Raw genomic sequence first — 26,880 nt, forward strand, 5'->3', positions numbered from 1 at the left:
TCCGCCGCAGCCACGCGCCGCGGACGGGTGCGCCCCCGGCCGTCGCTAGGCTGCTCCCCGTGCCGAGCATCGATGCCGTAGGCGCGCGGGAGATCCTGGACTCGCGCGGTAACCCCACCGTGGAGGTCGAGGTCGCCCTCGACGACGGGACGATCGCCCGCGCGGCGGTCCCGAGCGGCGCCTCCACCGGCGCCTTCGAGGCGGTGGAGCTGCGCGACGGTGGAGAGCGCTACGGCGGCAAGGGCGTCACCAAGGCCGTCGACGGCGTCCTCGACGTCATCGGCCCCGAGCTCGTCGGCTACGAGGCCACCGAGCAGCGCCTGGTCGACCAGCGGCTGATCGACCTCGACGGCACGCCGGACAAGTCCCGCCTGGGCGCCAACGCGATCCTCGGGGTCAGCCTCGCCGTCGCCCGCGCCGCCGCCGACTCCACCGGCCTGCCGCTGTTCCGCTATGTGGGCGGGCCCTCGGCGCACCTGCTGCCGGTGCCGATGATGAACATCCTCAACGGCGGCGCCCACGCCGACAGCAACGTCGACGTCCAGGAGTTCATGATCGCGCCGATCGGCGCGGCCACCTTCGCCGAGGCGCTGTCCACCGGTGCCGAGTGCTACCACGCGCTCAAGTCCGTGCTGAAGGGCCGCGGCCTGTCCACCGGCCTCGGCGACGAGGGCGGCTTCGCCCCCGACCTGCCCACCAACCGCGCCGCGCTCGACCTGATCGCCGAGGCCGTCGAGAAGGCCGGCTACTCGCTAGGCACCGACATCGGGTTCGCGCTCGACGTCGCCGCCACCGAGTTCCACGGCGAGGGCGGCTACGACTTCGAGGGCCAGACCCGGTCGGCCGAGTTCCTCGTCGACTACTACCGCGAGCTCGTCGACGCCTACCCGATCGTCTCCATCGAGGACCCGCTCTCGGAGGAGGACTGGGACGGCTGGGTCGCCATGACCCAGGCCCTCGGCGACCGCGTCCAGATCGTCGGCGACGACCTGTTCGTCACCAACCCCGCGCGCCTGGCCGACGGCATCTCCCGCGGCGCCGCCAACGCGCTGCTGGTCAAGGTCAACCAGATCGGCACGCTGACCGAGACGCTCGACGCCGTGAACCTGGCGCACCGCAGCGGCTACCGCAGCATGATGAGCCACCGCTCGGGCGAGACCGAGGACACCACGATCGCCGACCTCGCCGTCGCCACCGACTGCGGGCAGATCAAGACCGGTGCCCCGGCCCGCAGCGAGCGGGTGGCCAAGTACAACCAGCTGCTGCGCATCGAGGAGGAGCTCGACGACGCCGCGCGCTACGCCGGCGCGGCGGCCTTCCCGCGCCTGCGGACCTCCTGACCGGGTGAGCGCCGGTACGGGGAGGCGGCGCTCGACCGGCCGCCCGCTCTCGCACGCCGCGTCCCGGCCGGTCCCGGCCGGGACGCGGTCGGGCGCGGGCAGCCGTCCCGACGCCCGCCGCCAGGGCCGGCGCACCCCGCGCCCGGCGGCCCGCACCGCCTCGACCCGGCGGCCGCTGGTCACCGGGCGCGGCGTCGTGCTGGTCGGCGTGCTCCTGCTGCTGGCGCTCACCCTCGCCGGTCCGGTGCGCCAGTGGCTGGACGGCCGGGCCGAGCTCGCCCGGCTCGCCGCGGAGAGCACCGACCTCGACGAGCGCATCGCCGAGCTCGAGGGGCAGCTGGACCGGCAGTCCGACCCCGACTGGACGGCGCAGCAGGCCCGCGAGCGGCTGTCCTACGTGCTGCCCGGCGACCGGCTGGTGGTCGTCGTCGACGGCGCGGTGGCCGAGGGCGACGCCGGCACGCTGCCCGACACGTCCGCCGCCGCGCGGCCCTGGTACGAGCAGCTGCTCGGCTCCGTCGCGGAAGCCGACGGATGAAGGAACCCGCTGCCCCCCAGCCCTCGCAGGCTCGGCCCGGGCCCCTGCCGCAGGGCCGTTCCAGTCCCTTCCCGGGACGCCCCGTGCGCGAGCCGATGACGCCGGAGGAGCACGAGACCGTCGGCCGGCAGCTCGGGCGCCCGCCGCGCGCCGTCCGCGCCGTGGCGCACCGGTGCCCCTGCGGGCAGCCCGACGTCGTGCAGACCTCCCCGCGGCTGGACGACGGCACCCCGTTCCCGACGCTGTACTACCTGACCTGCCCGCGTGCGTCGGCGGCGGCGAGCCGGCTGGAGTCGGCGGGCCGGATGCGCGAGTGGCAGGAGGAGCTCGGCACCGACCAGGACCTCGCGGCGGCCTACCGCGCCGCGCACGAGGCCTACCTCGCCGAGCGCGACGCCCTCGGCGAGCTGCCCACCCGCGCCACCGCCGGCGGCATGCCCGACCGGGTCAAGTGCCTGCACGCCCTGGCCGGCCACGCCCTCGCGGCCGGGCCGGGCGTCAACCCGATCGGCGACCGCGCCGTCGCCGGGATGGGGGAGTGGTGGGCCCAGGGGCCCTGCGCGCTCCCCGAGGAGGACCGCCCGTGACCCGCGTGGCCGCCGTCGACTGCGGGACCAACTCCATCCGGCTGCTGGTGGCCGACGTGCCCCCCGAGGGCGCGCACACCGACCTGCTGCGCCGGATGGAGGTCGTCCGGCTCGGCCAGGGCGTCGACGCCACCGGGCGGCTGGCTCCCGAGGCGATCGAGCGCACCCGCGTCGTGCTCGCCGAGTACGCCGCCCAGTCCCGCGACCTCGGCGCGACGGCGGTGCGCATGGTGGCCACCAGCGCCACCCGCGACGCGGCCAACCGCGCCGACTTCGAGGCGATGGTCCGCGACACCCTCGGCCTGCCGCCCGACGTCGTCCCCGGCGACGAGGAGGCCCGGCTGTCCTTCCTGGGCGCCACCGCCTCGCTCGACGCCGCGGCCGCCGCGCACGGCGGCCCGCCGCCCCGCCCGCCGTACCTCGTCGTCGACATCGGCGGCGGCTCCACCGAGTTCGTCCTCGGCGACGCCGGCGGGGTGCGCGCCGCGCGGTCGGTGGACATCGGCTGCGTGCGGCTCACCGAGCGGCACCTGCACGGCGACCCGCCCAGCGCCGACGAGATCGGCCGCTCCGAGGCCGACATCCGCGCCGCGCTGGCCGAGGTGGCCGCCGCGGTGCCGGTGGGCGAGGCGGCCACCCTGGTCGGCCTGGCCGGCTCGGTGACCACGGTCGCGGCGCTCGCGCTGCGGCTGCCGGCCTACGACGCCGCGGCCATCCACGGCTCGCGCATCCCGGTGGCCGCCGTCCGGTCGGTCACCGCCGGGCTGCTCACCGCCAGCCGCGAGCGGCGGGCCGCCGAGCCGGTCATGCACCCGGGCCGGGTCGACGTCATCGGCGCCGGCGCGCTGGTGCTGCGGGTGGTCATGGACGCGTTCGCGCTCGACGAGGTCGTCGTCAGCGAGCACGACATCCTCGACGGCATCGCCCTCCGGCTCGCCCGGGGTTGAGGGCGCCGGGTCAGGGCCCCTCGTTGAGGCCGGGGGGCAGTTTGCCGGTCAGCGACTGGTAGGCGGCCGCGGCGCCGCGCGCGGCGACCAGCCGGCCGGCGGCCACGACGACCCCGGAGAACGCCGCCCAGGCCAGCGCGTCGGGCCAGCTCACCCCGGGCGCCGCCGGGTTCTTCGGCGGGTTGGTGCCGCGGGCGGCGTACCAGGCGGCGTCGGTGAGCTTGCGGGCGGCGATGCCGGCCGGGACGGCGAGTCCCGAGCCGAGCAGCTTCCAGGTCAGCGGCGCCTTCTCCTTGCGGGCCATGCGGTGATCATGCCCTGCCTCCCCGGCGGCCGCCCGTCCCCGCCCGGGTGGTCCACTGGGGCCGTGGCAGCCGACGCCCAGGGGTTCCCGGTCACCCGCAGCCCCGCCGGCGTCGCCCGCTCCGCCCGCGCGGCGCGCGACCTCGCCGTCCTCGACGCCCGCGTCTCCGGCTGCCGGGCCTGCCCGCGGCTGGTCGCCTGGCGCGAGGAGGTGGCCCGGGTCAAGCGGGCGTCCTTCCGCGACGAGGACTACTGGGGCCGCCCGGTGCCGGGCCTGGGCCCCGCCGACGCCCGCATCGCCGTCGTCGGGCTGGCACCCGCCGCGCACGGCGGCAACCGCACCGGCCGGGTGTTCACCGGCGACCGCAGCGGCGACTGGATCTTCGCCGCGCTGTGGCGGGCCGGCCTGGCCAGCCAGCCGACGTCGACCCACGTGGGGGACGGCCTGGAGCTCACCGGCGTGCGGGTGGCCGCCGCCGTCCGCTGCGCGCCGCCGGACAACGCCCCGACGCCGGCCGAGCGCGACACCTGCTCGCCGTGGCTGGCCCGCGAGCTGGCGCTGCTGCCGGACCTGCGGGTCGCCGTCGTCCTGGGCGGGTTCGGCTGGACGGCGCTGTGGCCGGTCCTGGCCGGCGCCGGCTACGCCCTGCCGCGCCCGCGGCCGGCGTTCGGGCACGGCGTCGAGGTCACCGTCTCCGGGCCGCGCGGCGAGCTGACCCTGCTGGGCAGCTACCACGTCAGCCAGCAGAACACCTTCACCGGCCGGCTCACCGAGCCGATGCTCGACGCCGTCCTCGCCCGGGCCACCGAGCTGGCCGGGACCGGGGGCGCGCACCAGGGCGAGAGCGGGCCCCCGCGCCCCTAGGCTGGCCCCATGGCGACTCGTCCGGGTGCTGGGTCCCGTCCGGTGGTGCTGGTGGTCGGCGGCGGCTACGTCGGCCTCTACACCGCCCTGCGGCTGCAGAAGCGGCTCTCCCGGGGCGGCGCCGAGGTCGTCGTCGTCGACCCGCAGCCGCACATGACCTACCAGCCGTTCCTGCCCGAGGCCGCCGCCGGCTCGGTGGAGCCCCGGCACGTCGTCGTGCCGCTGCGGCGCACGCTGCCCCGCTGCCGGGTGGTGACCGGGGCGGTGCTGTCGCTGTCGCACGCCGACCGGCGGGCCCGGATCGCGCCGGTGGAGGGGGCGCCGTACGAGCTGTCCTACGACGTGCTCGTCATGGCCGCGGGCTCGGTGGCGCGCACGCTGCCCATCCCGGGCCTGGCCGAGCACGGCATCGGCTTCAAGTCCGTCGGCGAGGCCATCTACCTGCGCAACCACGTGCTGGCCCGGCTCGACGCCGCCGCCTCCACCGACGACCCCGCCGTCCGCACCCGGGCGCTGACGTTCACCTTCGTCGGCGGCGGCTACGCCGGCATCGAGGCGTTCGCCGAGCTCGAGGACATGGCCCGCTACGCCGTCGAGCACCACTACCCACGACTGTCGCCGAGCGACATGCGGTGGGTGCTGGTCGAGGCGACCGGCCGGATCCTGCCCGAGGTCGACCTCGACATGGCCGCCTGGACGGTCCGGCAGCTCACCGCCCGCGGCATGGACGTGCGGCTCAACACCCGCCTCGAGGAGGTCGCCGACGGCGTCGTCCGGCTCAGCGACGGCGACTCCTTCGCCAGCGACACCCTGGTCTGGACGGCGGGCACCAGGCCCAACCCGCTGCTCGCCGAGACCGACCTGCCCCTCGACGAGCGGGGCAGGGTGCGCTGCGCGCCCACGCTGCAGGTCAGCGGCCTGGAGGACGCCTGGGCCGCCGGCGACCTCGCCGCCGTCCCGGACCTGACGAAGGACACGCCCGGCGCCACCACCGCGCCCAACGCGCAGCACGCGGTCCGCCAGGCCAAGCGGCTGGCCGACAACGTCGTCGCCGTGCTGCGCGGCGAGGAGCCACGGCCCTACCGGCACGCCTACGCCGGGTCGGTGGCCAGCCTCGGGCTGCACGAGGGCGTGGCGCAGGTCTACGGGGTCAAGCTCAAGGGATGGCCCGCGTGGTTCATGCACCGCGCCTACCACGTGAGCCGGGTGCCGACGTTCAACCGCAAGGCCCGGGTGGTCGCCGACTGGGCGCTGGCCTCGGTGTTCCGCCGCGAGGTCATCGCCCTGGGGCAACTGCAGGACCCGCGCCGCGAGTTCGTCACCGCCGCCGGGCTGGTCCCCGGCCGGCCGGGAGCCGAGCGGATGCAGGCCGGCTGACGCCGCCCGCGGGCGCCGGTCGCCCGCACGCCCCCGTGGCCCAATCGGCAGAGGCAGGCCCCTTAAAAGGGTCGCAGTGTGGGTTCGAGTCCCACCGGGGGCACCGCAGGATCTGCGGGCCAATACACCATGAGCCGCAGGAAATACAGGGCTTGACGTCCCCCGTGACCGATTTGGCAGGGTGACTCCCCGTGAGCAACGGAGCTCACTCCGCCGTCTCGAGGGGAACCAGACGTCCATGACCCAGTCCCACCCGTCCCGCCGGTCACGCGCCGCCGTGATCGGCAGCGCCGGTGTGCTCGCTCTCGCCGGCAGCGTCGTCGCCGCCCTGCCCGCCGCGGCCGGCGGCAACGCCTGCGAGAACCGCAACAACAACACCGTCGCCAAGCTGACCGAGTGCGTCACGGTCGACGGCGTCACCCAGCACCTGCAGGCCCTGCAGGACATCGCCACCGCCAACGGCGGCACTCGCGTCTCGGGCAGCCCCGGCTACACGGCCTCCGCCGACTACGTGACCGGCCAGCTCGAGGCCTCGGGGTACACGGTCACCCGTCAGCAGTTCGAGTTCCCGTTCTTCGAGCAGACCGCGCCGAGTTCCTTCAGCCGGGTCTCGCCCACCGCGACGACGTATGTCGAGGGCACCGACTACGCGGTGGCCACCTACTCCGGCAGCGGTGAGCTCTCCGGGACGATCCAAGCCGTCGACGTCACCATCCCGCCGGTCGGTGCGTCCAACGGCAACACCAGCGGCTGCGAGTCCGCCGACTTCGCGGGCTTCACCCCGGGCAACATCGCGCTGGTCCAGCGCGGCACCTGCGCCTTCGGCATCAAGGTGCAGAATGCCGTCGCCGCCGGGGCCGCCGGCGTCGTGATCTTCAACGAGGGCCAGCCCGGCCGCGACATCCTGCTGCAGCCGACGCTCGGCGCACCCATCGAGGACGCCGTCCCCGTCGTGGGCGTCAGCTACGCCACGGGCGTCGAGTTCGCCTCGGCGCCGACCGTCGTCGCGTTCGACATCCAGACGATCAGCGAGGTCCGCGAGACCGAGAACGTCATCGCCGAACTGCGCGGCCGCACCGGCGACAACGTCGTCATGGCCGGTGCGCACCTGGACTCCGTCGCGGCGGGCCCGGGCATCAACGACAACGGCTCCGGCAGCGCGGCGATCCTCGAGGTCGCGCAGAACATCGCCAAGACCAAGCCGCAGAACACCGTGCGCTTCGCCTGGTGGGGCGCCGAGGAGTACGGCCTGCTCGGCTCCAACTACTACGTCTCGCAGCTGTCGGAGCAGCAGGTCGCCGACATCGGCCTGTACCTCAACTTCGACATGGTCGGCTCGCCGAACTTCGCCCGGTTCATCTACGACGGCGACCAGTCGGCGTTCACCGCGCCCGTGACGGTGCCTGAGGGCTCGGACCAGATCGAGTACGTCCTCGAGGACTACTTCGAGCGGCGGCAGCTGCCCTACGAGGCCACCGAGTTCAGCGGCCGCAGCGACTACCAGGCGTTCATCCTCGCCGGCATCCCCTCCGGTGGCCTGTTCACCGGCGCCGAGGGCGTCAAGACGCCGGAGCAGGCCGCCGACTACGGCGGCCAGGCGGGCGTGGCCTACGACCCGAACTACCACCAGGTCGGGGACACGCTGGCGAACGTCAACCGCGTGGCGCTGGACACCAACTCCGACGCCATCGCCTACGCGGTGCTGACCCTGGCCTACGACACCTCGCGGGTGAACGGTGTGACGGGGCAGCCGGTCCCGGGCGGCACCTTCCAGGGTGACCCGGCCGACCGCGACTTCCGCCAGCCGGCCGGCCTGGAGACCGGCGGCGGCGGGCTCGCGCACGACCACGAGCACAGCCACGGCGACGCCGTCTGACCCAGCTCCACGACCCGTGGCGCCGTCCCTTCCGGGGGGCGGCGCCACGGCCGTCCCGGGGCCGTCTCCACCGCACGGGTGACCGTGTCGCGCGCGGAACGTCCAGGCCACGTGCGACGTTGTAGGAACCGAGTGGGATGCGAGGGTGCAGCCCACCGACCGACCAGTCACCTCGAGGAGATGACGATGCCCAGCTCCAACCCGGTCTTCGGCCGGGGCTTCGCCAACGCCGCCAACGGCAGCGGACAGCAGGGGTACGGCGCTCCCGGCTACGGCCAGCAGTACGGGCAGCCGTACGGCCAGCAGGGCTACGCCGCTCCCGGCTACGGTCAGCCCCAGCCCTACGGCCAGCCGTACGGCGCCCCGCAGGGCTACGACCAGCAGTACGGCCAGCAGTACGGTGCCCCGGCCCCCGCCGGCCCGGCCACCCGCTACATGACGATGGACGACGTCGTCCAGAAGACGGGCCTGTCCTTCCTGGTCACCGTCCTGGCCGCCGCCGTCGTCTGGGCGCTGCCCGGTCAGGCGGCCTGGGGCCTGGCGCTGCCCGCGGTCCTCGTGGCCTTCGTCCTGGGCCTGGTGATCAGCTTCAAGCAGATCGCCAACCCGGCGGCCACGCTGGCCTACGGCGCGCTCTACGGTGTCGCGCTCGGCGCGATCAGCGAGGCCTTCAACACCATCTACCCGGGCATCGTCGTCCAGGCGGTCATCGGCACCTTCGGCGTCTTCGCCGGCATGCTGGTGGTCTACAAGACCGGCGCCATCCGGGTCACCCCCAAGCTGACCCGCTGGGTCGTGGGCGCGCTGTTCGGTGTCCTCGCCCTCGTGCTGGTCAACCTGCTGGTGTCGTTCTTCGTCCCCGGCGGCCTGGGCCTGCGTGACGGTGGCCCGCTGGCCATCGTGTTCAGCCTCGTCGTGATCGGTGTGGCGGCCTTCACGCTGCTGCTCGACTTCGACATGGCCGACCAGGCCATCCGCCGCGGTGCCCCGGCCAAGTTCGCCTGGTACGTCGCCTTCGGCCTGCTCGTCACGGTCGTCTGGCTGTACCTGGAGATCCTGCGCCTGCTGTCCTACTTCCAGGACAACTGAGCACCGGCCCCGCCGCCCCGGCGGCGGGGCGCCCCACACGACAGTGGCCCGGTCCCCGCGAGGGGACCGGGCCACTGTCGTGTCCGGGGCCGGTCGGCGGACCGGCCCCGGCCCACGTCAGGAGAGGCGCTCGAGCACCATGGCCATGCCCATGCCGCCGCCGACGCACATGGTCTCCAGGCCGAAGGTCCCGTCCTTCGTCTGCAGACCGTTGAGGAGCGTGCCGGTGATGCGGGCGCCGGTCATGCCGAAGGGGTGGCCCACGGCGATGGCGCCGCCGTGCACGTTGAGCTTGTCGATGTCGATGCCCAGGTCGCGGTAGCTGGGGATGACCTGCGCGGCGAAGGCCTCGTTGATCTCGACCAGGTCGATGTCGTCGATGGTCATGCCGGCCCGCTGCAGCGCGAGCTTCGAGGCGTCGACCGGGCCGTAGCCCATGATCTCCGGCGACAGGCCGGTGACGGCGGTGGAGACGACACGGGCCAGCGGGGTCAGGCCGAGGTCGCGGGCCTTGGTGTCGCTCATGACCACCACGGCGGCGGCGCCGTCGTTGAGCGGGCAGGCGTTGCCGGCGGTCACCCGGCCGTCGGGGCGGAAGACCGGCTTGAGGCCGGAGATGCCCTCGAGGGTGGTGCCGGCGCGCGGGCCGTCGTCCTTGCTGACGACGGTGCCGTCGGGCGTCGTGACCGGGGTGATCTCCCGCTCCCAGAAGCCCTCGGCGATGGCCTTCTCGGCCAGGTTCTGGCTGCGGACGGCGAACTCGTCCATCTCCTGGCGAGAGACGTCCTTGAGCAGCGCCAGGTTCTCGGCGGTCTGCCCCATCGCGACGTAGATGTCGGGGACCTCGCCGTTCTCGCGCGGGTCGGTCCAGGAGTCGGCGCCGCTCTCGGCGGTCTTGGCCACCCGGGCCTGCGCGTCGGCGAAGACCGGGTTGTGGGTGTCGGGCAGCGAGTCGCTGTTGCCCTTCACGAAGCGCGACACCATCTCCACGCCGGCGGAGATGAACACGTCACCCTCGCCGGCCTTGATGGCGTGCATCGCCATGCGGGTGGTCTGCAGCGACGACGAGCAGTAGCGGGTGATCGTCGTGCCCGGCAGGTGGTCCATGCCGAGGAGGACGCTGACGACGCGGCCCATGTTGTGGCCCTGCTCCCCGCCGGGGAGGCCGCAGCCCAGGATCAGGTCGTCGATGTCGGTGGGGTCGAGCGCCGGCACCTTGTCCAGCGCCGCCCGGACGATGGTGGCGGTGAGGTCGTCGGGCCGGAAGTCCTTGAGCGACCCCTTGAACGCGCGGCCGATGGGCGAGCGGGCGGTCGCGACGATGACGGCTTCGGGCATGGGGTCCTCCACGGTGAGGCGGGCTCCCGGCCGGTGCGTGCCGGGTGTCGGGTCACCCCGGAAACTACCCCCGGGTAGGCCGCCGGTCGCGGGTGCGGCCGGAACAGATCGCCGCTGTGTTCCGTGTCACGCGGCGGTCAGCCGACGGGCAGCCCGTCCGCCTCGCCGACCTCCGCGGGTACCGGCAGGTCGGAGGGCCGGCGGCGCAGCAGCCGCGCCCAGGTGCCCAGCGGGCCGGTGCCGGAGCCGCGCACCTCGGTGGCGCGGACCTCGGTGCCGGTCCGCCCGGCCGCGCGCGCCGCGGCGCGTGCCACCGGGCGGACGGTGCCCCGGCGCAGCCGCCGCCGGTCGGCCCGCTCCGGCCAGACGCCGACCGCGTCGGCCAGCGCCGGCAGCAGCACGGCGGCGGCCGAGGCGTAGCCGGCGGCGCTGGGGTGGAACTCGTCGACGCTGAACAGCGACCGGTCCTGGGCGAAGGAGGGGCCGAGCACGGACCCGAGGGACACGGTCCGGCCGCCGGCCTCCACGACGGCGATGGTCTGCGCGGCGGCCAGCTGCCGGCTCCAGCGCCGCGCGAGCAGCCGCAGCGGCTGGCCGATCGGCCGGATGGTGCCGAGGTCGGGGCAGGTGCCGACGACGACCTGCGCGCCGGCCTCCCGCAGCCGCCGCACCGCGTCGGCGAGGTGGCGCACCGACACCGACGGCCGGGTGCGGGAGGTGACGTCGTTGGCGCCGATCATGATCAGCGCGAGGTCGGGCCGTACCGCCAGCGCCCGCTCGACCTGCGGGTCGAGCTCGTAGGACTCCGAGCCGGAGACCGCGACCCGCACCAGCCGCACCGGGCGCTCGGCCAGCTCGGCCAGCGCCGCGGCGAGCAGGACGCCGGGCGTCTCCCCGGCCCGCTCGACACCGAGGCCGACGGCGCTGGAGTCGCCCAGCACGACGAACACGAGCGGCTTGACCCGCCCGCGCCCGCGGCCGTAGACGCCGTCGCCGGTCGGGGGCTCCTGCTTGGAGGTGCGGGACTCCACGCGCCGCCGCGCGGCACGGGCCTCCAGGCGCAGCACGGCGAGCAGGCCGGCGCCGGCGAGGCCGAGGCCCCCGCCGCCGTACGCGGCACCGGCCACCAGCCGTCGTGCCGTTCCCGCTCGCGTCACCGCCACCCCGATCGTCGCGCCCCGCAACCACCTGTCCTGCAGGCTATCCAGCCTCTACGGTGCCCCCCGTGTCCGAATCCCCCCGACGGGTGTCCGCCGGCGGAACCCCCGGTGACCGGTCGCAGCTCATCGTCGACGTGCTGGTCGACGCCTTCTCCGAGCTGATGGCCGCCGACGCCGACGCGTTCCGCACGAAGTTCCGCAAGATGGCGGCCGACCCGTTCGCGTTCTACCGGGGGAGTGCCTGTCTGTTCTACGCCGACATGGACGTCCTCGACGACCGGTGGGCCGACGAGCACACCAGCCGGGTGTGGATCCAGGGCGACCTGCACGCGGAGAACTTCGGCACCTACATGGACGGTGCGGGCCGCATCGTCTTCGACGTCAACGACTTCGACGAGGCCTACGTCGGGCACGTCAGCTGGGACCTGCGGCGGTTCGTCGCGAGCTTCGCGCTGCTGGCCTGGCGCAAAGCGCTCGGCGACGACGTCATCACCGACCTGCTGCGCACCTACCTGACCGCCTACCTCGACCAGGTCGAGGCGTTCACCCGCTCCGACAACGACCGCTCCTTCGCCCTCACCGCCGCCGACACCGAGGGCGCGGTGCGCCAGGCGATCCTCGAGACGACGACGCGCACCCGCGCCTCGCTGCTGGACCGGATGACCGTCGTCGAGGACTACCAGCGCCGGTTCGCCGACGGCGGCCGGGCCCGCCGGCTCGACGACGCCGAGCGCGACCGGGTGCTCGCGGCACTGGAGCGCTGGCGGGGGACCGTGCACCCGCCGGCGCGCCGCCGCGACGTCGCCTACGACGTGAAGGACGTCATCGGCACCGGCGGGTTCGGCATCGGCAGCGCCGGCCTGCCCGCCTACAACGTGCTGCTCGAGGGCTATGACCAGGCGCTGGAGAACGACGTCGTCCTGTCGATCAAACAGGGCAACGTGGCCGCGCCGAGCCGCATCGTGCGCGACCCGGCCGTCGCCGCCCACTTCGAGCACCACGGGCACCGGACGGCGGTCAGCCAGCGGGCGCTGCAGTCCAACGCCTCGCAGTTCCTCGGGCACACCGAGATCGGCGGCGTCGGGTTCGTCGTGCAGGAGCTCTCGCCGTACGAGAACGACCTCGACTGGGACGACCTCACCGAGCCCGAGGAGATCGCGCCGGTGCTGGTCCAGCTCGGCCGGGCGACGGCGAAGATGCACTGCGTCGGCGACGCCGACAGCGACCACACGCTGGTCGACTTCCAGACCGAGGACGCCGTCGTCGCGCTCGTCGGCGGGCGGCGCGAGGAGTTCCTCGACGACATGGTGGCCTTCGCGCACTCCTACGCCCGGCAGACGCAGGACGACCACCGGCTGTTCGTCGACGCGTTCCGGGCCGGGCGGATCCCGGGCATCAGCTCGAGCGGGTCGCACCCGGTACCGCGGTGAGCATGCCGACGTGCGGCCCGATCGGCGGCACGTCGAACTCCCCGGTGACCACGGTGAACCCCAGCCGCTCGTAGAAGCCGGCCGCGCCGGTCCCGGGCGTTGCACCACACCAGGTCCCCGCCGCGGTCGCCCACCAGCGCCAGCCCGGCCGCGACCAGCGCCCGCCCGGCGCCGGTGCCGCGGACGGCCGGGTCGGTGGCCATGGCCCGCAGCTGCCACGGCGCGCGGGCGTCGGGCCGCCACGGGCACGGGGCGGGGGACAGGCGCACCACGCCGGCCACCCGCCCGTCGGCGGTGCGGGCGGCGAGGTGCACGGTGGCCGGGTCGTCGTCGCCGGGCAGGCCGGCCGGCCCGCCGTCGCGCAGCACGACGCTGCGCAGCGGGAGGACGACGTCGGGGCCGACCTGCCCGACGGTCACGGTCACCGCGCCCGGCGTCCCCTCCGCGTGCGCAGGTAGTCGGCGACGACGTACTCGCCGAGCCGGTCGCTGTCCGGGGTGAACACGCGGCCGCCCGCGCGCGCGGTGATGTCGTGGACGAAGTGCACCAGCCCGGGCTCCGGGTCGAGCGCGAACACGTTGAGCGTCGCGCCGGAGCGGGCCACCCGCTCCACCTCGGCGACGGTCTTGGCGATCGTCTCGGGCATCGGCGGCCAGCAGAAGTACGGCGTCCCGTCCTCCTCCAGGTGCGCCGTCGGCTCGCCGTCGGTGACCACCAGGACCACCGGCTCGGCGTCGCGGTGCTGCGCCAGGAACCGGCGGGCCAGCATCAGCCCGTGCTGCAGGTTGGTGCCCTGCAGCGTGTCCACGCTGAGCTCCGCGAGCGTCTCCGGCCGCAGCACCTGCGCGGTGGAGGAGAAGCCGATGATCTGGATGGCGTCCTGCGGGAACCGGGTGGTCACCAGCGAGTGCAGGGCCATCGCCGTCGACTTGGCCGCGCCCCACGTGCCGCGCAGCGCCATCGAGTAGGAGAGGTCGACCAGCAGGGCGACCGCGGCCCCGGTGCGCCGCTCGGTCTCCACCACCTCGAAGTCCTCGACGGCGATGCGCACCCGCCGCTCGCCGCGCGGCTCCCCGGCGGTGCGCAGGACGGCGTTGCGGACGGTGCGGACGACGTCGAGCGGCTGCTCGTCGCCGAACCGCCACTCCCGCGAGCCGCCGGTGAGCTCGCCCGCGGCCCCGGCGTCGGCGATGTCGTGCTCGCCCCGCCCGGTGGCGTCGAGCTTCGCGAACACCCGCCGCAGGGCGGTGGCGCCCAGCCGGCGGACCGCCTTGGGGGAGAGCTCCAGCTTGCCGTCCCGCCGGACGAGGTGGCCCTGCCGCTCGAGCTCGCGCTCCATCTGCCGCAGCGCCGCGAGGTCGTCGACGGCCTCCCGGCCCAGCGCCTGCTCCAGCAGCTCCTCGTCGACGTCGGCCAGCGAGGCGCCGGCGTAGCCCTGGGAGAGCTGGTTGGACAGCGCCTCCAGGTCGGCGAGCTCGGCGACGGCGCTGGTGGCGTCGCCGAGGCCGAGGGCCTGCTCGCCGTCGGGCACCTGGCCGCGCTGGCCCCACGGCAGGTCGGGCCGCGCCTGGCGCAGCGCGTCCTGCAGGTGGGCCATCTCGCTGGCCAGGCCCATGTCGGACATGGTCTGGGCCATGAGGTCGGCCAGCTCGGCCCGCTGCTCGGGGGAGAGGCCGGCCATCATCCGCTCCTGCGCGGCAGCCCGGCGGGCGAGGGAGTCGATCAGCTCGTCCACCGACTGCGGGTCGTCGGGGAAGAACTGCCCGTGCTGCTCCATGAACTCGCGGAACTGCTCGTCGGTGTCCTCGCCGCGGTTGTGCGCGTCGACCAGCCGCGACAGGTCGGCGACCATGTCGCGCACCGCCTGCACGTCCTGCTCGGTCGCGTTCTCCAGCGCCTGTTTCATGTTGGCGAAGGAGCTGTCGAGCACCTCGCGCCGCAGCAGGTCCTGGATCTGCTCGTAGGCCTGCCGGGCCTCGCCCGAGCGGAACGGGTAGTCCTTGAGCGCCCGCACGGCGCCCGCGGTGTCCTCCGGCAGCGCGTCGAGCTCGGCCTCGGCCAGCCGCGCGCCGTCGTCGGGGTCGGGGAACAGCTCGCGCCGCTCGGCGTCCAGCGCGCGGTCGAGCAGCTCGCGGACCTCCTGCAGCGTGCCGTCCATGCGCCCGGCGCTGCGGGCCTGCCGCAGCCGGTCGCGCACCGAGCGGCGCAGCTCGTCGAGCCCGCGTCGGCCGTCCATCCCTCGGCGCAGCAGCTCGCGCAGCGCCTCGCGCACGCCGCTGCCGCCGAGGACGGAGTCGCCGATCTCGTCGACGGCGCTGCCCAGGTCGTAGGGCGGGGCCAGCGGGTCGGGCCCGCCCCGCCAGCGTCCGTACCGGTGGCCCCTGCCGGGCCGGCGTGGCACGTCAGGCCCCGTAGACCGTGCGGGTGCCGTCGGTGTCCTTGGCCAGCCGGCGGGTGAGGTAGAGGCCCTCGAGCGCGAACTCGACGGCGGCCGCGGCCTGCTCGGCCGACTCCTCGCCCTCCGGCACGCCCAGGCGCCCGAGCAGCTCGGCCAGGCGCGGGACGGTGCCGAGCTGGCCGAGCAGCGCCGCGCCGGGCACGAGCTCGCCGGACTCGACGGTCTCCCCGCCGGTGAAGTGCTCCTGCAGGCCGGTCAGGTCCAGCCCGCCGCAGCGGGCGCGGAACGTCTGCGCGGTGGCCTGCCGGAGCAGGTGCTCGAGCACCTCGAGCTCGCGGTCGTCGTCGGGGTCGGAGCCCGCGTCGGCGAACTCGACCTTGCCGCGGCTGGCCGGGACGATCCCCGGCAGGTCGACCACCCGCGCCACCGGCCGGGTCTCCCCGGCGATCGCGGCCCGCCGGACGGCGGAGGCGGCGACGGTCTCCAGGCCCGCGATGGCGAACCGGGCGCTGACTCCGGAGCGCTGGTCGACGTGGCTGGACTCGCGCACCAGCCGGGTGAAGCGGGCGACGATCTCCACGAGGTGCTGCGGGACGACGGGGGCGTCGAAGCCGTCGTGGCCGGTCGGCGCGCCCAGCCCGCTGGTCTGCGCCTCCTGGTGCAGCAGGCGGATCTCGTCGGCGAGCTCGATCGGGTAGTGGGTGCGCACCTCGGCGCCGAAGCGGTCCTTGAGCGGGGTGATGATCCGCCCGCGGTTGGTGTAGTCCTCGGGGTTGGCGCTGGCCACGAGCAGCAGGTCCAGCGGCAGCCGCACGCGGTAGCCGCGGATCTGGATGTCGCGCTCCTCGAGCACGTTGAGCAGCGCGACCTGGATGCGCTCGGCGAGGTCGGGCAGCTCGTTGACGCTGAAGATGCCGCGGTTGGTGCGCGGCACCAGGCCGTAGTGCACCGTCTCCGGGTCGCCCAGGGTGCGGCCCTCGGCCACCTTGATCGGGTCGACGTCGCCGATCAGGTCGCCGACGCTGGTGTCGGGCGTGGCCAGCTTCTCGCCGAACCGCTCGCTGCGGTGCAGCCAGGTGACCGGGGTGTCGTCGCCGTGCTCGGCGATCTGGCGGTGCGCCCACACGCTGATCGGGGCCAGCGGGTGCTCGTTGAGCTCGCTGCCGGCCAGCACGGGCGTCCACTCGTCGAGCAGGCCGACGAGCGTGCGGATGAGGCGGGTCTTGCCCTGACCGCGCTCGCCGAGCAGGACGAGGTCGTGACCGGCGATGAGGGCCCGCTCGACCTCGGGGACGACGGTGTCCTCGAAGCCGACGATGCCGGGGAGGGTGGGCTCGCCTGCGCCGAGGCGGGCGAGCAGGTTGGCGCGGATCTCGGCCTTGACCGGCCGGAAGGCGGCCCCGCTGTCGCGGAGCGCGCCGAGTGTCGTGGGTGCGGGTGGGGTGTGCGCTGTCGCGACGTCCGTCACCTCAGCCACGGTACGACGACCTGCGGCGATGCGGGGATGCCCGGATGCCGGCATCCGGCCTGGGAGGATGCCTGCCGTGGTGCGGCTGACCAGTGGCGACGACGTCGCGGCCGCGGCCGCCCTCCTCGAGGGGGTGGCGCGCCGGACGCCGCTCGAGCACTCGCGGGCGCTGGCCGAGCAGGTCGGCGGCCCGGTGCACCTCAAGTGCGAGAACCTGCAGCACACCGGCTCGTTCAAGTTCCGCGGCGCCTACGTGCGGCTGTCCCGGCTGACGGCGGAGGAGCGGGCGCGGGGCGTCGTCGCGGCGAGCGCGGGCAACCACGCGCAGGGGGTGGCGCTGGCGGCGCGGATGCTCGGCGTGCGCGCCACCGTGTTCATGCCGGAGACCGCGCCGTTGCCCAAGGTGGCCGCCACCCGGTCCTACGGGGCCGACGCGCGGCTGCACGGCGCCGACCTCACCGCCGCGCTGGAGGCCGCCGTCGCCCACGCCGAGGAGACCGGGGCGGTGTTCATCCACCCCTTCGAGCACCCCGACGTCATCGCCGGGCAGGGCACCGTGGGCCTCGAGGTGCTCGACCAGTGCCCCGACGTCGCCACCGTCGTCGTGTGCACCGGTGGCGGCGGGCTGGTGTCCGGGGTCGCCGCGGCGGTGAAGGAGCGGAAGCCGGGCGTGCGGGTGGTGGCGGTGCAGGCGGCCGCGGCCGCCGCGTTCCCCGGGTCGCTGGCCGCGGGGCGGCCGGTCGCGCTGTCGGGGATGGCCACGATGGCCGACGGGATCGCGGTCGGGTCGCCGGGCGAGACGACGTTCGCGCACGTGCGGGACCTCGTCGACGAGGTGCGCACGGTCAGCGAGGAGGACCTCTCCCGCGCCCTGCTGTTCTGCCTGGAGCGGGCCAAGCTGGTCGTCGAGCCGGCCGGGGTGGCGGCGGTGGCCGCGGTGCTGGCCGACCCGGCGGCGTTCCCGCCGCCGGTGGTCGCGGTGGTCTCCGGCGGCAACATCGACCCGGTGCTGCTGCTCAAGGTGGTGCAGCACGGCATGGCCGCCGCCGGGCGCTACCTGCGGCTGACGCTGCGCGTGCCCGACCGGCCCGGCTCGCTCGCGGCGGTGCTGTCGGTGCTCGCCGGCGTGGGCGCCAACGTGCTGGAGGTCGAGCACGAGCGGACGGCGACCCGGCTCGACCTCGGCCAGGTGGAGGTGTTCGTGGTGCTCGAGACCCGCGGCCCCGACCACGCGGGCGCCGTCGTCACGGCCCTGGAGCAGGCCGGGTTCGCCCCCACGGAGGACTGATCCCCGGCGTCGCGATGAGTTCGCGGTGCGCCCGCGGTCGACAGGACGTGCCTCAGCTACGCCGCCTGCGAACAGGGCTCCGGAAGTGTCGGTCCTCACACCTAGCGTGGCCTGCATGAGCGACGCGATCCTCGTCGAGGGACTGCAGAAACGCTTCGGGTCCAACACCGCCCTGGCGGGGGTGGACCTGACCGTCCCGGAGGGCAGCGTCCTCGGCCTCCTGGGGCCCAACGGTGCGGGCAAGACCACGGTCGTCCGCATCCTCACCACGCTGCTGCAGCCCGACGGCGGGCGCGCGGAGGTGGCTGGGGTCGACGTCGTCCGGGAGCCGGACAGGGTCCGCGCGGTGATCGGCCTGACCGGGCAGTACGCCGCGGTCGACGAGTACCTCACCGGGTTCGAGAACCTGGAGATGGTGGGGCGGCTGTACCGGCTCGGGAAACGGGAGTCGCGCGCCCGGGCGCAGGAGCTGCTCGAGCGCTTCGACCTCACCGACGCCGCGTCCCGGCCGGCCAAGACCTACTCCGGCGGCATGCGCCGGCGGCTCGACATCGCCGCCTCGCTCATCGCGCGGCCCCGGGTGCTCTTCCTCGACGAGCCGACCACCGGCCTGGACCCACGCAGCCGGCAGGGCATGTGGGAGTTCATCGCCGACCTCGCCGGCGGCGGGACGACGATCCTGCTGACCACCCAGTACCTGGAGGAGGCCGACCGGCTCGCTGACCGGATGATGGTCATCGACCGCGGCCGCGTCATCGCCCGTGGCACCGCCGACGAGCTCAAGGCACAGGTGGGTGGTCAGCGGCTGGAGCTGACGCTGGGCTCGGCCGCCGAGTTGGCCGACGCCGCGCGGCTGCTCGCCCCGCTGGCCGCGGGGGAGACCCGCGTCGACGAGCAGACCCGGCGGCTGAGCGTCCCGGTGCGCGAGGGCACCGACTCGCTGGCGGAGGCGCTGCGGCTGCTCGGCGGTACCGACGTGCAGGTGCTCGACGTGGGGCTGCGCCGGCCCGACCTCGACGACGTGTTCCTCAGCCTCACCGGCCACGCGGCCGAGGACGGCTCCGACGGGGAGGGCGCCACGCAGGCGCCCGTCCAGACCGCGGGGAGTGCCCGATGAGCTCGCTGTCCGTCGCCGTCGAGGACGGCCTGACCATCACCCGCCGCAACCTGGTCAAGGTCAAGCGGGTGCCCGAGCTGATCGTCTTCGCGACGCTGTCGCCGATCATGTTCGTGCTGCTGTTCCGCTACGTGTTCGGCAGCGCGATCCCGATCCAGGGCATCAGCTACGCGGAGTTCCTCCTGCCCGGGATCTTCGCCCAGACGATCGTCTTCGGGAGCACGATCACGGGCGCGAGCCTGGCGGAGGACCTGCAGAAGGGCCTCATCGACCGGTTCCGCTCACTGCCGATGGCGCCGTCGGCGGTGCTGGTCGGCCGCACGGTCGCCGACCTCGCGCTCAACGCCCTGTCCATCGTCGTCATGGGCGTCACCGGCCTGATCGTCGGGTGGCGGATCCGTTCTTCACTGGGGGAGGCGCTGGCCGGATTCGCCCTGCTGCTGCTCTTCGCCTACGCGATGAGCTGGCTGATGGCCACGGTGGGCCTGCTCGTGCGCGCGCCGGAGGTCGTCCAGCAGGCCAGCTTCATCGTGATCTTCCCGCTGACCTTCATCGCCAACACCTTCGTGCCGACGAACAACTTCCCGACGGTGCTCAAGTGGATCGCCGACTGGAACCCGGTGTCGGCGGTCGTGCAGGCGGCGCGGGAGCTGTTCGGCAACACCGCCCCGGGGCTGGGTGCCTCCGACACCTGGTCCCTGCAGCACCCGGTGCTCTACACGCTGATCTGGTCCGCGCTGCTGCTGGCGGTCTTCGTGCCGCTGTCGGTGCGCATCTACCAGCGGACCGCCAGCCGCTGACCCGCTCGTCCCGGCGGCGGAGTGTCGCCGGGACGAGTGGGGGGCCGGACCGTGCCGGCGGACGTCGTACCCGGGTGGCCCGGAACCGGACCGGTTCCGGGCCACTGGTGTCCGACGGTCCGGGTCGGCGCAGGATGGACGCCGATGAGCGCCGAGCCTGCCGCCGCCCTGTCCGCCGACAACCCGCTGTCCGCCGAGTCGCCGCTGCCGTACCGGCTGCCGCCGTTCGCGGACGTCACGCTCGAGCACTGCCGCGAGGCGATCCTCGCCGGGATGGCCGGGCAGCGCGCCGAGCTGGCGGCGATCACCGGCTCGGCGGAGCCGCCCACCTTCGAGAACACGGTCGTCGCCCTGGAACGCTCGGGTGCGCTGCTGCGCCGGGCGGAGGCGGTGTTCGGCAACCTCGCCTCGTCGCTGTCGACCCCGCGGCTGCGGGAGATCGAGCGCGAGCTCGCACCGCTGGAGGCCGCGCACGCCGACGCGCTGCGGCTGGACCCGGCGCTGTTCGCCCGCATCGACGCGGTCCACGAGGCACGGCACGCCGCCGGCCTCGACGCCGAGGCGGTCCGGCTGGTCGAGCGGCACCACCTCGACCGCGTGCTGGCCGGCGCCCGCCTCGACGACGCCGGCCGCGCCCGGCTGTCGGAGCTCAACCGCGAGCTGTCGGAGCTGTCCACGCAGTTCGGGCAGAACCTGCAGCTGGCCACCGAGGCCGCCGCGGTCCGCGTCGCCGAGGCCGCCGAGCTCGACGGCCTGTCCGACGAGGAGGTCGCCTCGGCCGCCCGCGCCGCCGCCGACCGCGGCCTCGAGGGGTACCTGCTGCCGCTGCTGCTGCCCACCGGCCAGCCGGTGCTCGCGAAGCTGCGCGACCGGGAGCTGCGTCGGCGGGTGTTCGAGGCGTCGGCGGGCCGCGCGTCGGCGGGGGAGCACGACAACGGGCCGGTGGCCGCGCGCATCGCCCGGGTCCGGGCCGAGCGGGCGCGCCTGCTCGGCTTCGCCACCCACGCCGATCTGGTCCTCGCCGACCAGACCGCGGGCAGCACCGCCGCCGTCGACGCGATGCTCTCGTCGATGGTCGGCCCGTCGACGGCCAACGCCCGCGCCGAGGCCGAGGTGCTCGCGGAGGTGGCCGCCCGCGACGGCGTGACCGACCTCGCCGCGTGGGACTGGGCGTTCTACAGCGAGCGGGTCCGGGCCGAGCGCTACTCGGTCGACCGGGCGGCCCTGCGGCCGTGGTTCGAGCTCGACCGGGTGCTCGTCGACGGCGTCTTCCGCGCCGCCGAGCTGCTGTACGGCTTCCGGTTCACCGCGCGCCCCGACCTCGCCGGCTACCACCCCGACGTCCGGGTCTGGGAGGTCACCGGCCCCGACGGCGCGGAGGTCGGGCTCTACCTCGGCGACTTCCTGGCCCGCGAGGGCAAGCGCGGCGGGGCGTGGATGAGCTCGTTCGTCACCCAGTCGCGGCTGCTCGGCACGCGGCCGGTGGTAGTGAACAACCTCAACGTGGCGCCCGCGCCGGAGGGCCGGCCCACGCTGCTCACCCTCGACGAGGTCGACACGCTCTTCCATGAGTTCGGCCACGCGCTGCACGGGCTGAGCTCCGCGGTCACCTACCCGCGCTTCGCCGGCACCGCGGTGCCGCGCGACTTCGTGGAGTTCCCGAGCCAGGTCAACGAGATGTGGGCGACCTGGCCGGAGGTGCTCGGGCACTACGCCCGGCACGTCGAGACGGGCGAGCCGCTGCCGGGCGACGTCGTCGAGGCGATCGAGGCCGCCCGGCTGTGGGGCGAGGGCTTCGCGACGCTGGAGTACCTGGCGGCCACGCTGCTCGACCAGGCCTGGCACCGGATCACCCCGGAGACCGAGGTCGGCGACCCGGCCGAGTTCGAGCGGCGCGCGCTCGAGGAGGCCGGCGTCGCCTCCGACCTCGTGCCGCCGCGCTACCGGACGACGTACTTCCAGCACGTCTTCGCCGGCGGCTACGCGGCGGGCTACTACTCCTACATCTGGTCGGAGGTCCTCGACGCCGACACGGTGGAGTGGTTCCGCGAGCACGGCGGGCTGCGGCGGGAGAACGGCGACGTCTTCCGCGAGCGGCTGCTGGCGGTGGGCGGGTCGGTGGACCCGCTGGAGGCCTTCCGCGCGGTCCGCGGCCGCGACGCCGACCCGGGCCCGCTCCTGCGCCGCCGCGGCCTCGCCCCGGCGTGACCCGGCCGGCGCACCGCCGGGTCTGGCGCGTCGCCGCGGCGCCCTGGGACGACGACCTCGTGGCGACGGGGTCGTGGGAGCGGACGGTCGACGTCTGGTCACTGTCCCGGGGCGGGCACGTCACCGGCCTCGACACCGTCCTGGACGCGGGCGGCACCCGGCTGGCCCTCGTCTCAGAGCCGGAGCCGGTCGTCGTGGCGGGCGCGTGGACGCGGCACGGCGTCTGCGGTTACGCCCTGGACGGCTTCCGGATCTGGCAGAACCGCACCCGCCGCAACGTGCAGCAACTGACCGCGCTGAGCGGCGGCCGGGTCGCCGTCGGGTACGCGAGCCAGCCGACGCTGGTCCTCGACGCGGGGACGGGCCAGGAGCTGGCGTCGCTGCGCGGCGTCACCACGGTCGTCGCGCTGGACAGGCGGTCGACGCTACTGGCGGGGACCGGGTGGCTGCAGATGGCGGATGCCGACCTGACGCCGGTGTGGCGGCGAGTGCCGCTGGCGGGGTTCGCGGTGCTCACCGCCGCGGTGGCCCCGGAGACGGTCGCCGTCGTCGAGGCCGAGGAGGGAGGGTCCGTGCTGCGCGTCCTCGACCGGGACGGCGTGCCGCGCGCGTCCGTGACGTGGCCGGGGGAGGGGATCCGTGGGGTCGGCCGCGACGCCGCGTCGGGGACGTGGGTGGTCGTGCGCTCGGACCTCGACAGCCACCGCTCGGTCCTCGTGCGGGTCACGGACGACGGTGCGGTGGTGGACCGGCGCCCCTGGCGGCCGGTCTCCGGGACGGCCCTGGTCCGGGACGGGCGCGCACTCGTCCAGGCGGACGACGACGGGGTGCACGTCCTCGACCTCGCCGACCTGGGCCTGCGGACCCTCGCCTCGGATTGAGCGGAGCGGAGTGACGGCGTTCCTCGCGCACCGCGGGTCCTGCAGGACCGGCAACGCGCGAGGAACGCCGTCAATGACGGGTCAGAGCCAGGGGAGGGAGAGCACCAGGTCGAGGTCGTCGGGGGCGTCGCCGTCGCGGACGAGCCGGTTGGGCTGGCGGTGGCCGCACGCCGTGCAGCGGTGCACCACCTGCCAGCCCTTGCCCGACTTCTCGACCAGCCCGATCGGCTCCATCGGCTGCCGGCACTCGCTGGCCCGGTCGCCGGGGAGGTCGTCGACGTGCAGCGACCACAGGCACGACGGGCAGTGGTTGCGGTAGTGCCCGTCGGTGTTGGCGGGGACGTCGGCGGCGCAGTGCACGCAGACGAAGCCGGTGTTCTCCGCCCGCCGGGAGCGGGCCACAGCGCGGACCCCGGTCAGGGGACGAACGGCTCGACGGCGACGACCTCGACGGTGATGTCGCGGCCGTTGGGCGCCTGGTAGGTGACCGTGGTGCCCGGCTTCGAGCCGAGGATCGCCGAGCCCATCGCCGACTCCGGGGAGTAGACGGCGAGGTCGGTGGTGCCGGCGATCTCGCGCGAGCCGAGCAGGAACTTCTCGGTGTCGTCGTCGCCCTGGAACCGGATGGTGATGACGGTGCCGAGCTCGGCCGTGGTCGCCGTCGTCGGGGGCTCGCCGACGCGGGCCTTGCGGAGCAGGTCCGTGAGCTGGCGGATCCGGCCCTCCTGCTTGCCCTGCTCCTCCTTGGCGGCGTGGTAGCCGCCGTTCTCCTTGAGGTCGCCCTCCTCGCGGCGGGCGTTGATCTCGGCGGCCATGGCCGGCCGACCGGCCACCAACTGGTCGAGCTCGGCCTTCAGCCGGTCGTGGGCCTCCTGGGTCAGCCAGATGCCCTGCTCGTTCTCAGTGGGGGTGGTCACGCGGGGTACTCCTGCAGCTCTCGGGGGCCGCCTCCCGGACGGGGGCGGTCGACGTCGATCCGGCCAAGCTAACACCGGCCGGAGGGCCCCTGCACGGACCCGCGGACCCGCCGGGAGACGGGACCGTACCGGAATCGAGCGTGACGGGCAGCACATCCACCCGTCCGGATGGGGGGCGTCACGGCGGCAGCCGCCCTCCTCGGGGGACACTGGCCGGGTGACCGAAGCGGACCCGTTGCGCCTGCTCGCCGTGCACGCCCACCCCGACGACGAGTCGAGCAAGGGCGCGGCGACCATGGCCAAGTACGTCGCCGAGGGCGTCCAGGTGATGGTGGCGACGCTGACCGGCGGAGAGCGCGGATCCGTGCTCAACCCGGCGCTCGACCGGCCGGAGATCTGGGAGCGCCTCCCGCAGCTGCGCGTCGAGGAGATGGCGCGCGCCCGGGAGATCCTCGGCGTCCAGCAGGAGTTCCTGGGCTTCGTCGACTCGGGCCTGCCCGAGGGCGACCCGCTGCCGCCGCTGCCCGAGGGGTGCTTCGCGCTGGTGCCGACCGACGAGGCCGCCGCCCCGCTGGTCGAGCTGATCCGGCGGTTCCGCCCGCACGTGGTGATCACCTACGACGAGCGCGGCGGCTACCCGCACCCCGACCACATCAAGACGCACGACGTCTCGGTGGTGGCCTTCGAGGCGGCCGGCGACCCCGACCGCTACCCCGGCCTGGGCGAGCCCTGGCAGCCGAGCAAGCTCTACTACCACATGGGCTTCACGCTGACCCGCGTGCGGGCGCTGCACGAGGCCATGCTCGAGGCCGGCGCCGACTCGCCCTACGCCGAGTGGCTGGCCACCTGGGACCCCGAGCGCGACATGTCGCACCGGGTCACCACCCGGGTGCCCTGCGCCGAGTACTTCCCGGTCCGCGACGCCGCCCTCATCGCGCACGCGACGCAGATCGACCCCAACGGCCGCTGGTTCGCCTGCCCGATGGACGTGCAGCAGCGGATCTGGCCCACCGAGGACTACGAGCTGGCCCGGTCGCTGGTCGACTCCCCGCTGCCCGAGGACGACCTGTTCGCCGGCATCCGCAGCGAGGTGCCGGTCCCGTGACCGCGCTCGACCTGGTGCTGGCCGTCCAGCAGCCCGAGGACGTCGGCAAGTCCGGCCCGCTGGGCGCCCTGCTCACACTGATCCTGCTGCTCGCGGCGTTCCTGCTGGTCAAGTCGATGAGCAAGCACCTCAAGCGGCTGCCGGCCAGCTTCGACGAGCCGGACGCGCCGCAGGTCGTCGTCCCCGACACCCCGGCCGACCTGGTCGAGCCGCGGCAGCCGGGCCAGGACCTGCTCGACACGCTGCGCCGCGCGCCGCGCGCGATCGAGGGCCCGAAGCGCGACGACGGACGGACGGACCCGCCGGCGGGCTGACGCCGGCGGGCCGGGGGAGTGCGAGGGGCGGGTCGGCGGTGCCGGCCCGCCCTTCGCGTGTCTCACCAGGTGTGCGCCACGTCGACGACGAGGCGGGACCCGTCGCCGGGGCCGTCGAGGACCATCACCCGGAACGGCAGCCGGGCGCGGACGCCCAGGCCCAGGGTGCTCTCGCCCTCGAACGAGTTCGCCCACGCGACCTGGCGGAAGGTGGAGTACCCGCCCACGCCCACGGCCTCGGCGTCGTTCGCCGGGTCGTAGGTGGCCGCGCCGCCGCCCGTGTAGGCCGGGGTGTGCACGAGCACCTGCAGGTCGGCCCCGCCGCGCAGCGGCACCAGCTCGCCGGAGCCGTCCTTGCGCACCTCCCGCACGTAGCGCACGTCGTAGGACACCTCGGACGCGTCGACGCCGTCGAGGTCGAGGACCAGCCGGTCGTAGCAGGCGTGCCGGCCGGCGCGGACGTCGTCGAGCGTGCCCCCGCCGTCCTCGACGGCGGACTCGGGCAGCGAGCCCCAGGCGGTGCTGCAGCCCGCCGCCGACGCCGACGGCAGGGCGACGCCGGTGAACGCCGCGGCGGCGGCGAGGACCAGTGCGGCGCGGGTACGGGTGGTGCTCATGGTGGGTCTCCCGGGGTCAGGGGGATGGGTGGTGCGGACGACGGGAAGGATCCGCAGACACGCCCGCCGGTGGAATGGCTCGCCTTGCCCGCGGATGTCGATCCGCAGGGCCCGTGCATGTGCACTGTTGACAGGAAACGGCCCTCTCCGGGCGACACGGATGAGCACATGACGTGTCCGTCGCCGGCCGGTGACGGTCGGTGAGCGGCGGCACGGCGTCCGCTCCGGGCGTAGCGCCGGCCGTGGTGCAGCCCCGGCGTCGCGCCTACTGTGTAAGCGTGTAATCACGACTCATCTGGAGGCCGTCGTGTACGGACACCACCGCTTCGCCGACTCTCCCTTCGCCCGCATGGGCGCCCCCGGGTTCCGCGGTCGCGGCCCCGGCGGCCGCGGGCGGGGAGCGGACACCGCACCCCCGGTCGACCGCGCCGAGGTGGCCGGCTGGTTCGCCGGCCGGCTCCCCGACGGCTGGTTCACCGGGCCGGTCGAGATCGCCGTCGACCGGGACGAGATCACCGTCGTCGGCCCGCTGGCCGAGCCCGACGCCGGCGAGGGCGACCCGGCCGCCGCCCGCGCCGGGCGCATCGCCCGCTTCCGCGAGGACACCCGCGAGCAGCGCATGGCCGTCGCCGACGCCGCCCAGGAGCGCTACGGCCGCTCGGTGGCCTGGGGCGCCTCGTGCGGCGACGTCCGCGAGGTGTTCACCAACGCCTCGGTGCCGGTGATGACCCGGCTGCGCCAGCCCGAGCGCCTGGTGCTCGACACGCTCGTCGACGCCGGCGTCGCCCGGTCCCGCTCCGAGGCGCTCGTGTGGGCGGTGCGGCTGGTCGGCCGCAACGCCGACGCCTGGCTCACCGAGCTGCGGGACGCCATGGCCTCGGTCGAGGAGGTGCGGGCGCGCGGCCCCCAGCCGTGAT

Annotated in this window: 26 protein-coding genes and 1 tRNA gene; 18 read left to right on the plus strand and 9 right to left on the minus strand. The window is 74.8% G+C overall.

The features are described from left to right. Window positions 1-59: 59 nt before the first annotated feature. From eno to BUE37_RS03170, 4 genes are all read left to right on the plus strand, one after another. Window positions 60-1,340, plus strand: a complete 1,281-nt coding sequence (eno, locus tag BUE37_RS03155) for a phosphopyruvate hydratase (RefSeq protein WP_073418607.1) — start codon at window positions 60-62, stop codon at window positions 1,338-1,340. A gap of 4 nt (window positions 1,341-1,344) precedes the next feature. Beyond that, window positions 1,345-1,878 carry an FtsB family cell division protein gene (locus BUE37_RS03160; protein WP_073418608.1) on the plus strand — a complete coding sequence of 178 codons (534 nt, stop codon included), beginning with the start codon at window positions 1,345-1,347 and terminating at the stop codon, window positions 1,876-1,878. 83 nt (window positions 1,879-1,961) lie between these two features. Further along, on the plus strand, window positions 1,962-2,465 hold the full coding sequence (locus BUE37_RS03165) for a DUF501 domain-containing protein (RefSeq protein WP_217651104.1): 504 nt from the start codon (window positions 1,962-1,964) through the stop codon (window positions 2,463-2,465). Beyond that, window positions 2,462-3,412, plus strand: a complete 951-nt coding sequence (locus BUE37_RS03170; protein ID WP_175562778.1) for a Ppx/GppA phosphatase family protein — start codon at window positions 2,462-2,464, stop codon at window positions 3,410-3,412. The genes BUE37_RS03165 and BUE37_RS03170 overlap by 4 nt, the downstream gene beginning before the upstream one ends. Window positions 3,413-3,422: 10 nt before the next feature. Here the strand turns inward: BUE37_RS03170 and BUE37_RS03175 are convergent, their stop codons facing one another. Then, window positions 3,423-3,716 carry a DUF4235 domain-containing protein gene (locus BUE37_RS03175; RefSeq protein WP_073418609.1) on the minus strand — a complete coding sequence of 98 codons (294 nt, stop codon included), beginning with the start codon at window positions 3,714-3,716 and terminating at the stop codon, window positions 3,423-3,425. Between the two features lie 63 nt (window positions 3,717-3,779). Between BUE37_RS03175 and BUE37_RS03180 the strand changes: the two genes are divergently transcribed. The 5 genes from BUE37_RS03180 to BUE37_RS03200 all read left to right on the plus strand — a co-directional run bounded on the left by BUE37_RS03180 (window position 3,780) and on the right by BUE37_RS03200 (window position 8,922). Beyond that, a complete protein-coding gene (locus tag BUE37_RS03180; RefSeq protein ID WP_073418610.1) occupies window positions 3,780-4,580 on the plus strand; it encodes a uracil-DNA glycosylase in 801 nt (266 codons plus the stop codon). A 9-nt stretch (window positions 4,581-4,589) separates the two neighbouring features. Next, complete coding sequence (locus BUE37_RS03185) at window positions 4,590-5,957, plus strand: NAD(P)/FAD-dependent oxidoreductase (protein WP_073418611.1); 1,368 nt, start codon at window positions 4,590-4,592, stop codon at window positions 5,955-5,957. Between the two features lie 29 nt (window positions 5,958-5,986). Beyond that, window positions 5,987-6,060, plus strand: a tRNA-Leu gene (locus BUE37_RS03190). A 135-nt stretch (window positions 6,061-6,195) separates the two neighbouring features. Then, a complete protein-coding gene (locus tag BUE37_RS03195) occupies window positions 6,196-7,833 on the plus strand; it encodes a M28 family metallopeptidase (RefSeq protein ID WP_073418612.1) in 1,638 nt (545 codons plus the stop codon). 186 nt (window positions 7,834-8,019) lie between these two features. Then, complete coding sequence (locus BUE37_RS03200) at window positions 8,020-8,922, plus strand: Bax inhibitor-1/YccA family protein (protein ID WP_073419524.1); 903 nt, start codon at window positions 8,020-8,022, stop codon at window positions 8,920-8,922. Between the two features lie 117 nt (window positions 8,923-9,039). Here the strand turns inward: BUE37_RS03200 and BUE37_RS03205 are convergent, their stop codons facing one another. Together BUE37_RS03205 and BUE37_RS03210 are read right to left on the minus strand one after the other, a co-directional pair. Beyond that, window positions 9,040-10,260 carry an acetyl-CoA C-acetyltransferase gene (locus tag BUE37_RS03205; RefSeq protein ID WP_073418613.1) on the minus strand — a complete coding sequence of 407 codons (1,221 nt, stop codon included), beginning with the start codon at window positions 10,258-10,260 and terminating at the stop codon, window positions 9,040-9,042. Between the two features lie 137 nt (window positions 10,261-10,397). After that, window positions 10,398-11,387, minus strand: coding sequence for an SGNH/GDSL hydrolase family protein (locus BUE37_RS03210; RefSeq protein WP_245794265.1), 990 nt, complete (start codon window positions 11,385-11,387; stop codon window positions 10,398-10,400). A gap of 98 nt (window positions 11,388-11,485) precedes the next feature. Between BUE37_RS03210 and BUE37_RS03215 the strand changes: the two genes are divergently transcribed. Beyond that, window positions 11,486-12,850 carry a DUF2252 domain-containing protein gene (locus BUE37_RS03215; RefSeq protein WP_217651105.1) on the plus strand — a complete coding sequence of 455 codons (1,365 nt, stop codon included), beginning with the start codon at window positions 11,486-11,488 and terminating at the stop codon, window positions 12,848-12,850. On the opposite strand, the gene BUE37_RS23610 is transcribed toward BUE37_RS03215, so the two are convergent. From BUE37_RS23610 to BUE37_RS03230, 3 genes are read right to left on the minus strand one after another with little or no spacing between them, the layout of a single operon-like run. Continuing rightward, window positions 12,745-13,275 carry a GNAT family N-acetyltransferase gene (locus BUE37_RS23610; protein WP_175562780.1) on the minus strand — a complete coding sequence of 177 codons (531 nt, stop codon included), beginning with the start codon at window positions 13,273-13,275 and terminating at the stop codon, window positions 12,745-12,747. The two genes, BUE37_RS03215 and BUE37_RS23610, sit on opposite strands and share 106 nt — an antisense overlap. After that, window positions 13,272-15,251 carry a VWA domain-containing protein gene (locus BUE37_RS03225; protein WP_073418616.1) on the minus strand — a complete coding sequence of 660 codons (1,980 nt, stop codon included), beginning with the start codon at window positions 15,249-15,251 and terminating at the stop codon, window positions 13,272-13,274. Before BUE37_RS03225 ends, BUE37_RS23610 begins: the two co-directional genes overlap by 4 nt. A gap of 1 nt (window position 15,252) precedes the next feature. Next, entirely contained in the window at window positions 15,253-16,716 is a 1,464-nt protein-coding gene (locus BUE37_RS03230) for a sigma 54-interacting transcriptional regulator (protein ID WP_245794266.1), read from the minus strand. Window positions 16,717-16,783: 67 nt separating this feature from the next. Between BUE37_RS03230 and ilvA the strand changes: the two genes are divergently transcribed. The 5 genes from ilvA (at window position 16,784) to BUE37_RS03255 (ending at window position 23,010) form a co-directional block, all read left to right on the plus strand. Next, on the plus strand, window positions 16,784-18,004 hold the full coding sequence (gene ilvA / locus BUE37_RS03235) for a threonine ammonia-lyase (RefSeq protein ID WP_139252805.1): 1,221 nt from the start codon (window positions 16,784-16,786) through the stop codon (window positions 18,002-18,004). Window positions 18,005-18,119: 115 nt separating this feature from the next. After that, a complete protein-coding gene (locus BUE37_RS03240; protein ID WP_073418618.1) occupies window positions 18,120-19,121 on the plus strand; it encodes an ATP-binding cassette domain-containing protein in 1,002 nt (333 codons plus the stop codon). After that, window positions 19,118-19,921, plus strand: a complete 804-nt coding sequence (locus tag BUE37_RS03245; protein ID WP_073418619.1) for an ABC transporter permease — start codon at window positions 19,118-19,120, stop codon at window positions 19,919-19,921. The genes BUE37_RS03240 and BUE37_RS03245 overlap by 4 nt, the downstream gene beginning before the upstream one ends. Window positions 19,922-20,065: 144 nt before the next feature. Continuing rightward, window positions 20,066-22,129: a M3 family metallopeptidase gene (locus BUE37_RS03250; RefSeq protein WP_073418620.1), complete on the plus strand. Its 2,064-nt coding sequence runs from the start codon at window positions 20,066-20,068 to the stop codon at window positions 22,127-22,129. Beyond that, the gene (locus tag BUE37_RS03255; RefSeq protein ID WP_073418621.1) at window positions 22,126-23,010 is read left to right on the plus strand and encodes a hypothetical protein; all 885 of its coding nucleotides are present in this window, start codon (window positions 22,126-22,128) and stop codon (window positions 23,008-23,010) included. The genes BUE37_RS03250 and BUE37_RS03255 overlap by 4 nt, the downstream gene beginning before the upstream one ends. Before the next feature lie 81 nt (window positions 23,011-23,091). On the opposite strand, the gene BUE37_RS03260 is transcribed toward BUE37_RS03255, so the two are convergent. Both BUE37_RS03260 and greA read right to left on the minus strand, forming a co-directional pair. Continuing rightward, window positions 23,092-23,412, minus strand: coding sequence for an RNHCP domain-containing protein (locus tag BUE37_RS03260; RefSeq protein WP_073418622.1), 321 nt, complete (start codon window positions 23,410-23,412; stop codon window positions 23,092-23,094). 14 nt (window positions 23,413-23,426) lie between these two features. Continuing rightward, window positions 23,427-23,927 carry a transcription elongation factor GreA gene (gene greA / locus BUE37_RS03265; RefSeq protein WP_073418623.1) on the minus strand — a complete coding sequence of 167 codons (501 nt, stop codon included), beginning with the start codon at window positions 23,925-23,927 and terminating at the stop codon, window positions 23,427-23,429. Between the two features lie 217 nt (window positions 23,928-24,144). On the opposite strand from greA, the gene mca reads away from it, so the two are divergent. Both mca and BUE37_RS03275 read left to right on the plus strand, forming a co-directional pair. Beyond that, window positions 24,145-25,032 carry a mycothiol conjugate amidase Mca gene (gene mca, locus BUE37_RS03270; RefSeq protein WP_073418624.1) on the plus strand — a complete coding sequence of 296 codons (888 nt, stop codon included), beginning with the start codon at window positions 24,145-24,147 and terminating at the stop codon, window positions 25,030-25,032. Further along, window positions 25,029-25,346, plus strand: a complete 318-nt coding sequence (locus tag BUE37_RS03275; protein ID WP_073418625.1) for a hypothetical protein — start codon at window positions 25,029-25,031, stop codon at window positions 25,344-25,346. The genes mca and BUE37_RS03275 overlap by 4 nt, the downstream gene beginning before the upstream one ends. Window positions 25,347-25,408: 62 nt before the next feature. On the opposite strand, the gene BUE37_RS03280 is transcribed toward BUE37_RS03275, so the two are convergent. Beyond that, complete coding sequence (locus tag BUE37_RS03280; protein WP_073418626.1) at window positions 25,409-25,963, minus strand: AMIN-like domain-containing (lipo)protein; 555 nt, start codon at window positions 25,961-25,963, stop codon at window positions 25,409-25,411. A gap of 307 nt (window positions 25,964-26,270) precedes the next feature. On the opposite strand from BUE37_RS03280, the gene BUE37_RS03285 reads away from it, so the two are divergent. Beyond that, window positions 26,271-26,879, plus strand: a complete 609-nt coding sequence (locus BUE37_RS03285; protein ID WP_139252806.1) for a hypothetical protein — start codon at window positions 26,271-26,273, stop codon at window positions 26,877-26,879. Window position 26,880: the final 1 nt, after the last annotated feature.

Origin of the sequence: Geodermatophilus nigrescens (assembly GCF_900129495.1) — a bacterium.
Taxonomy (GTDB): domain Bacteria; phylum Actinomycetota; class Actinomycetes; order Mycobacteriales; family Geodermatophilaceae; genus Geodermatophilus; species Geodermatophilus nigrescens.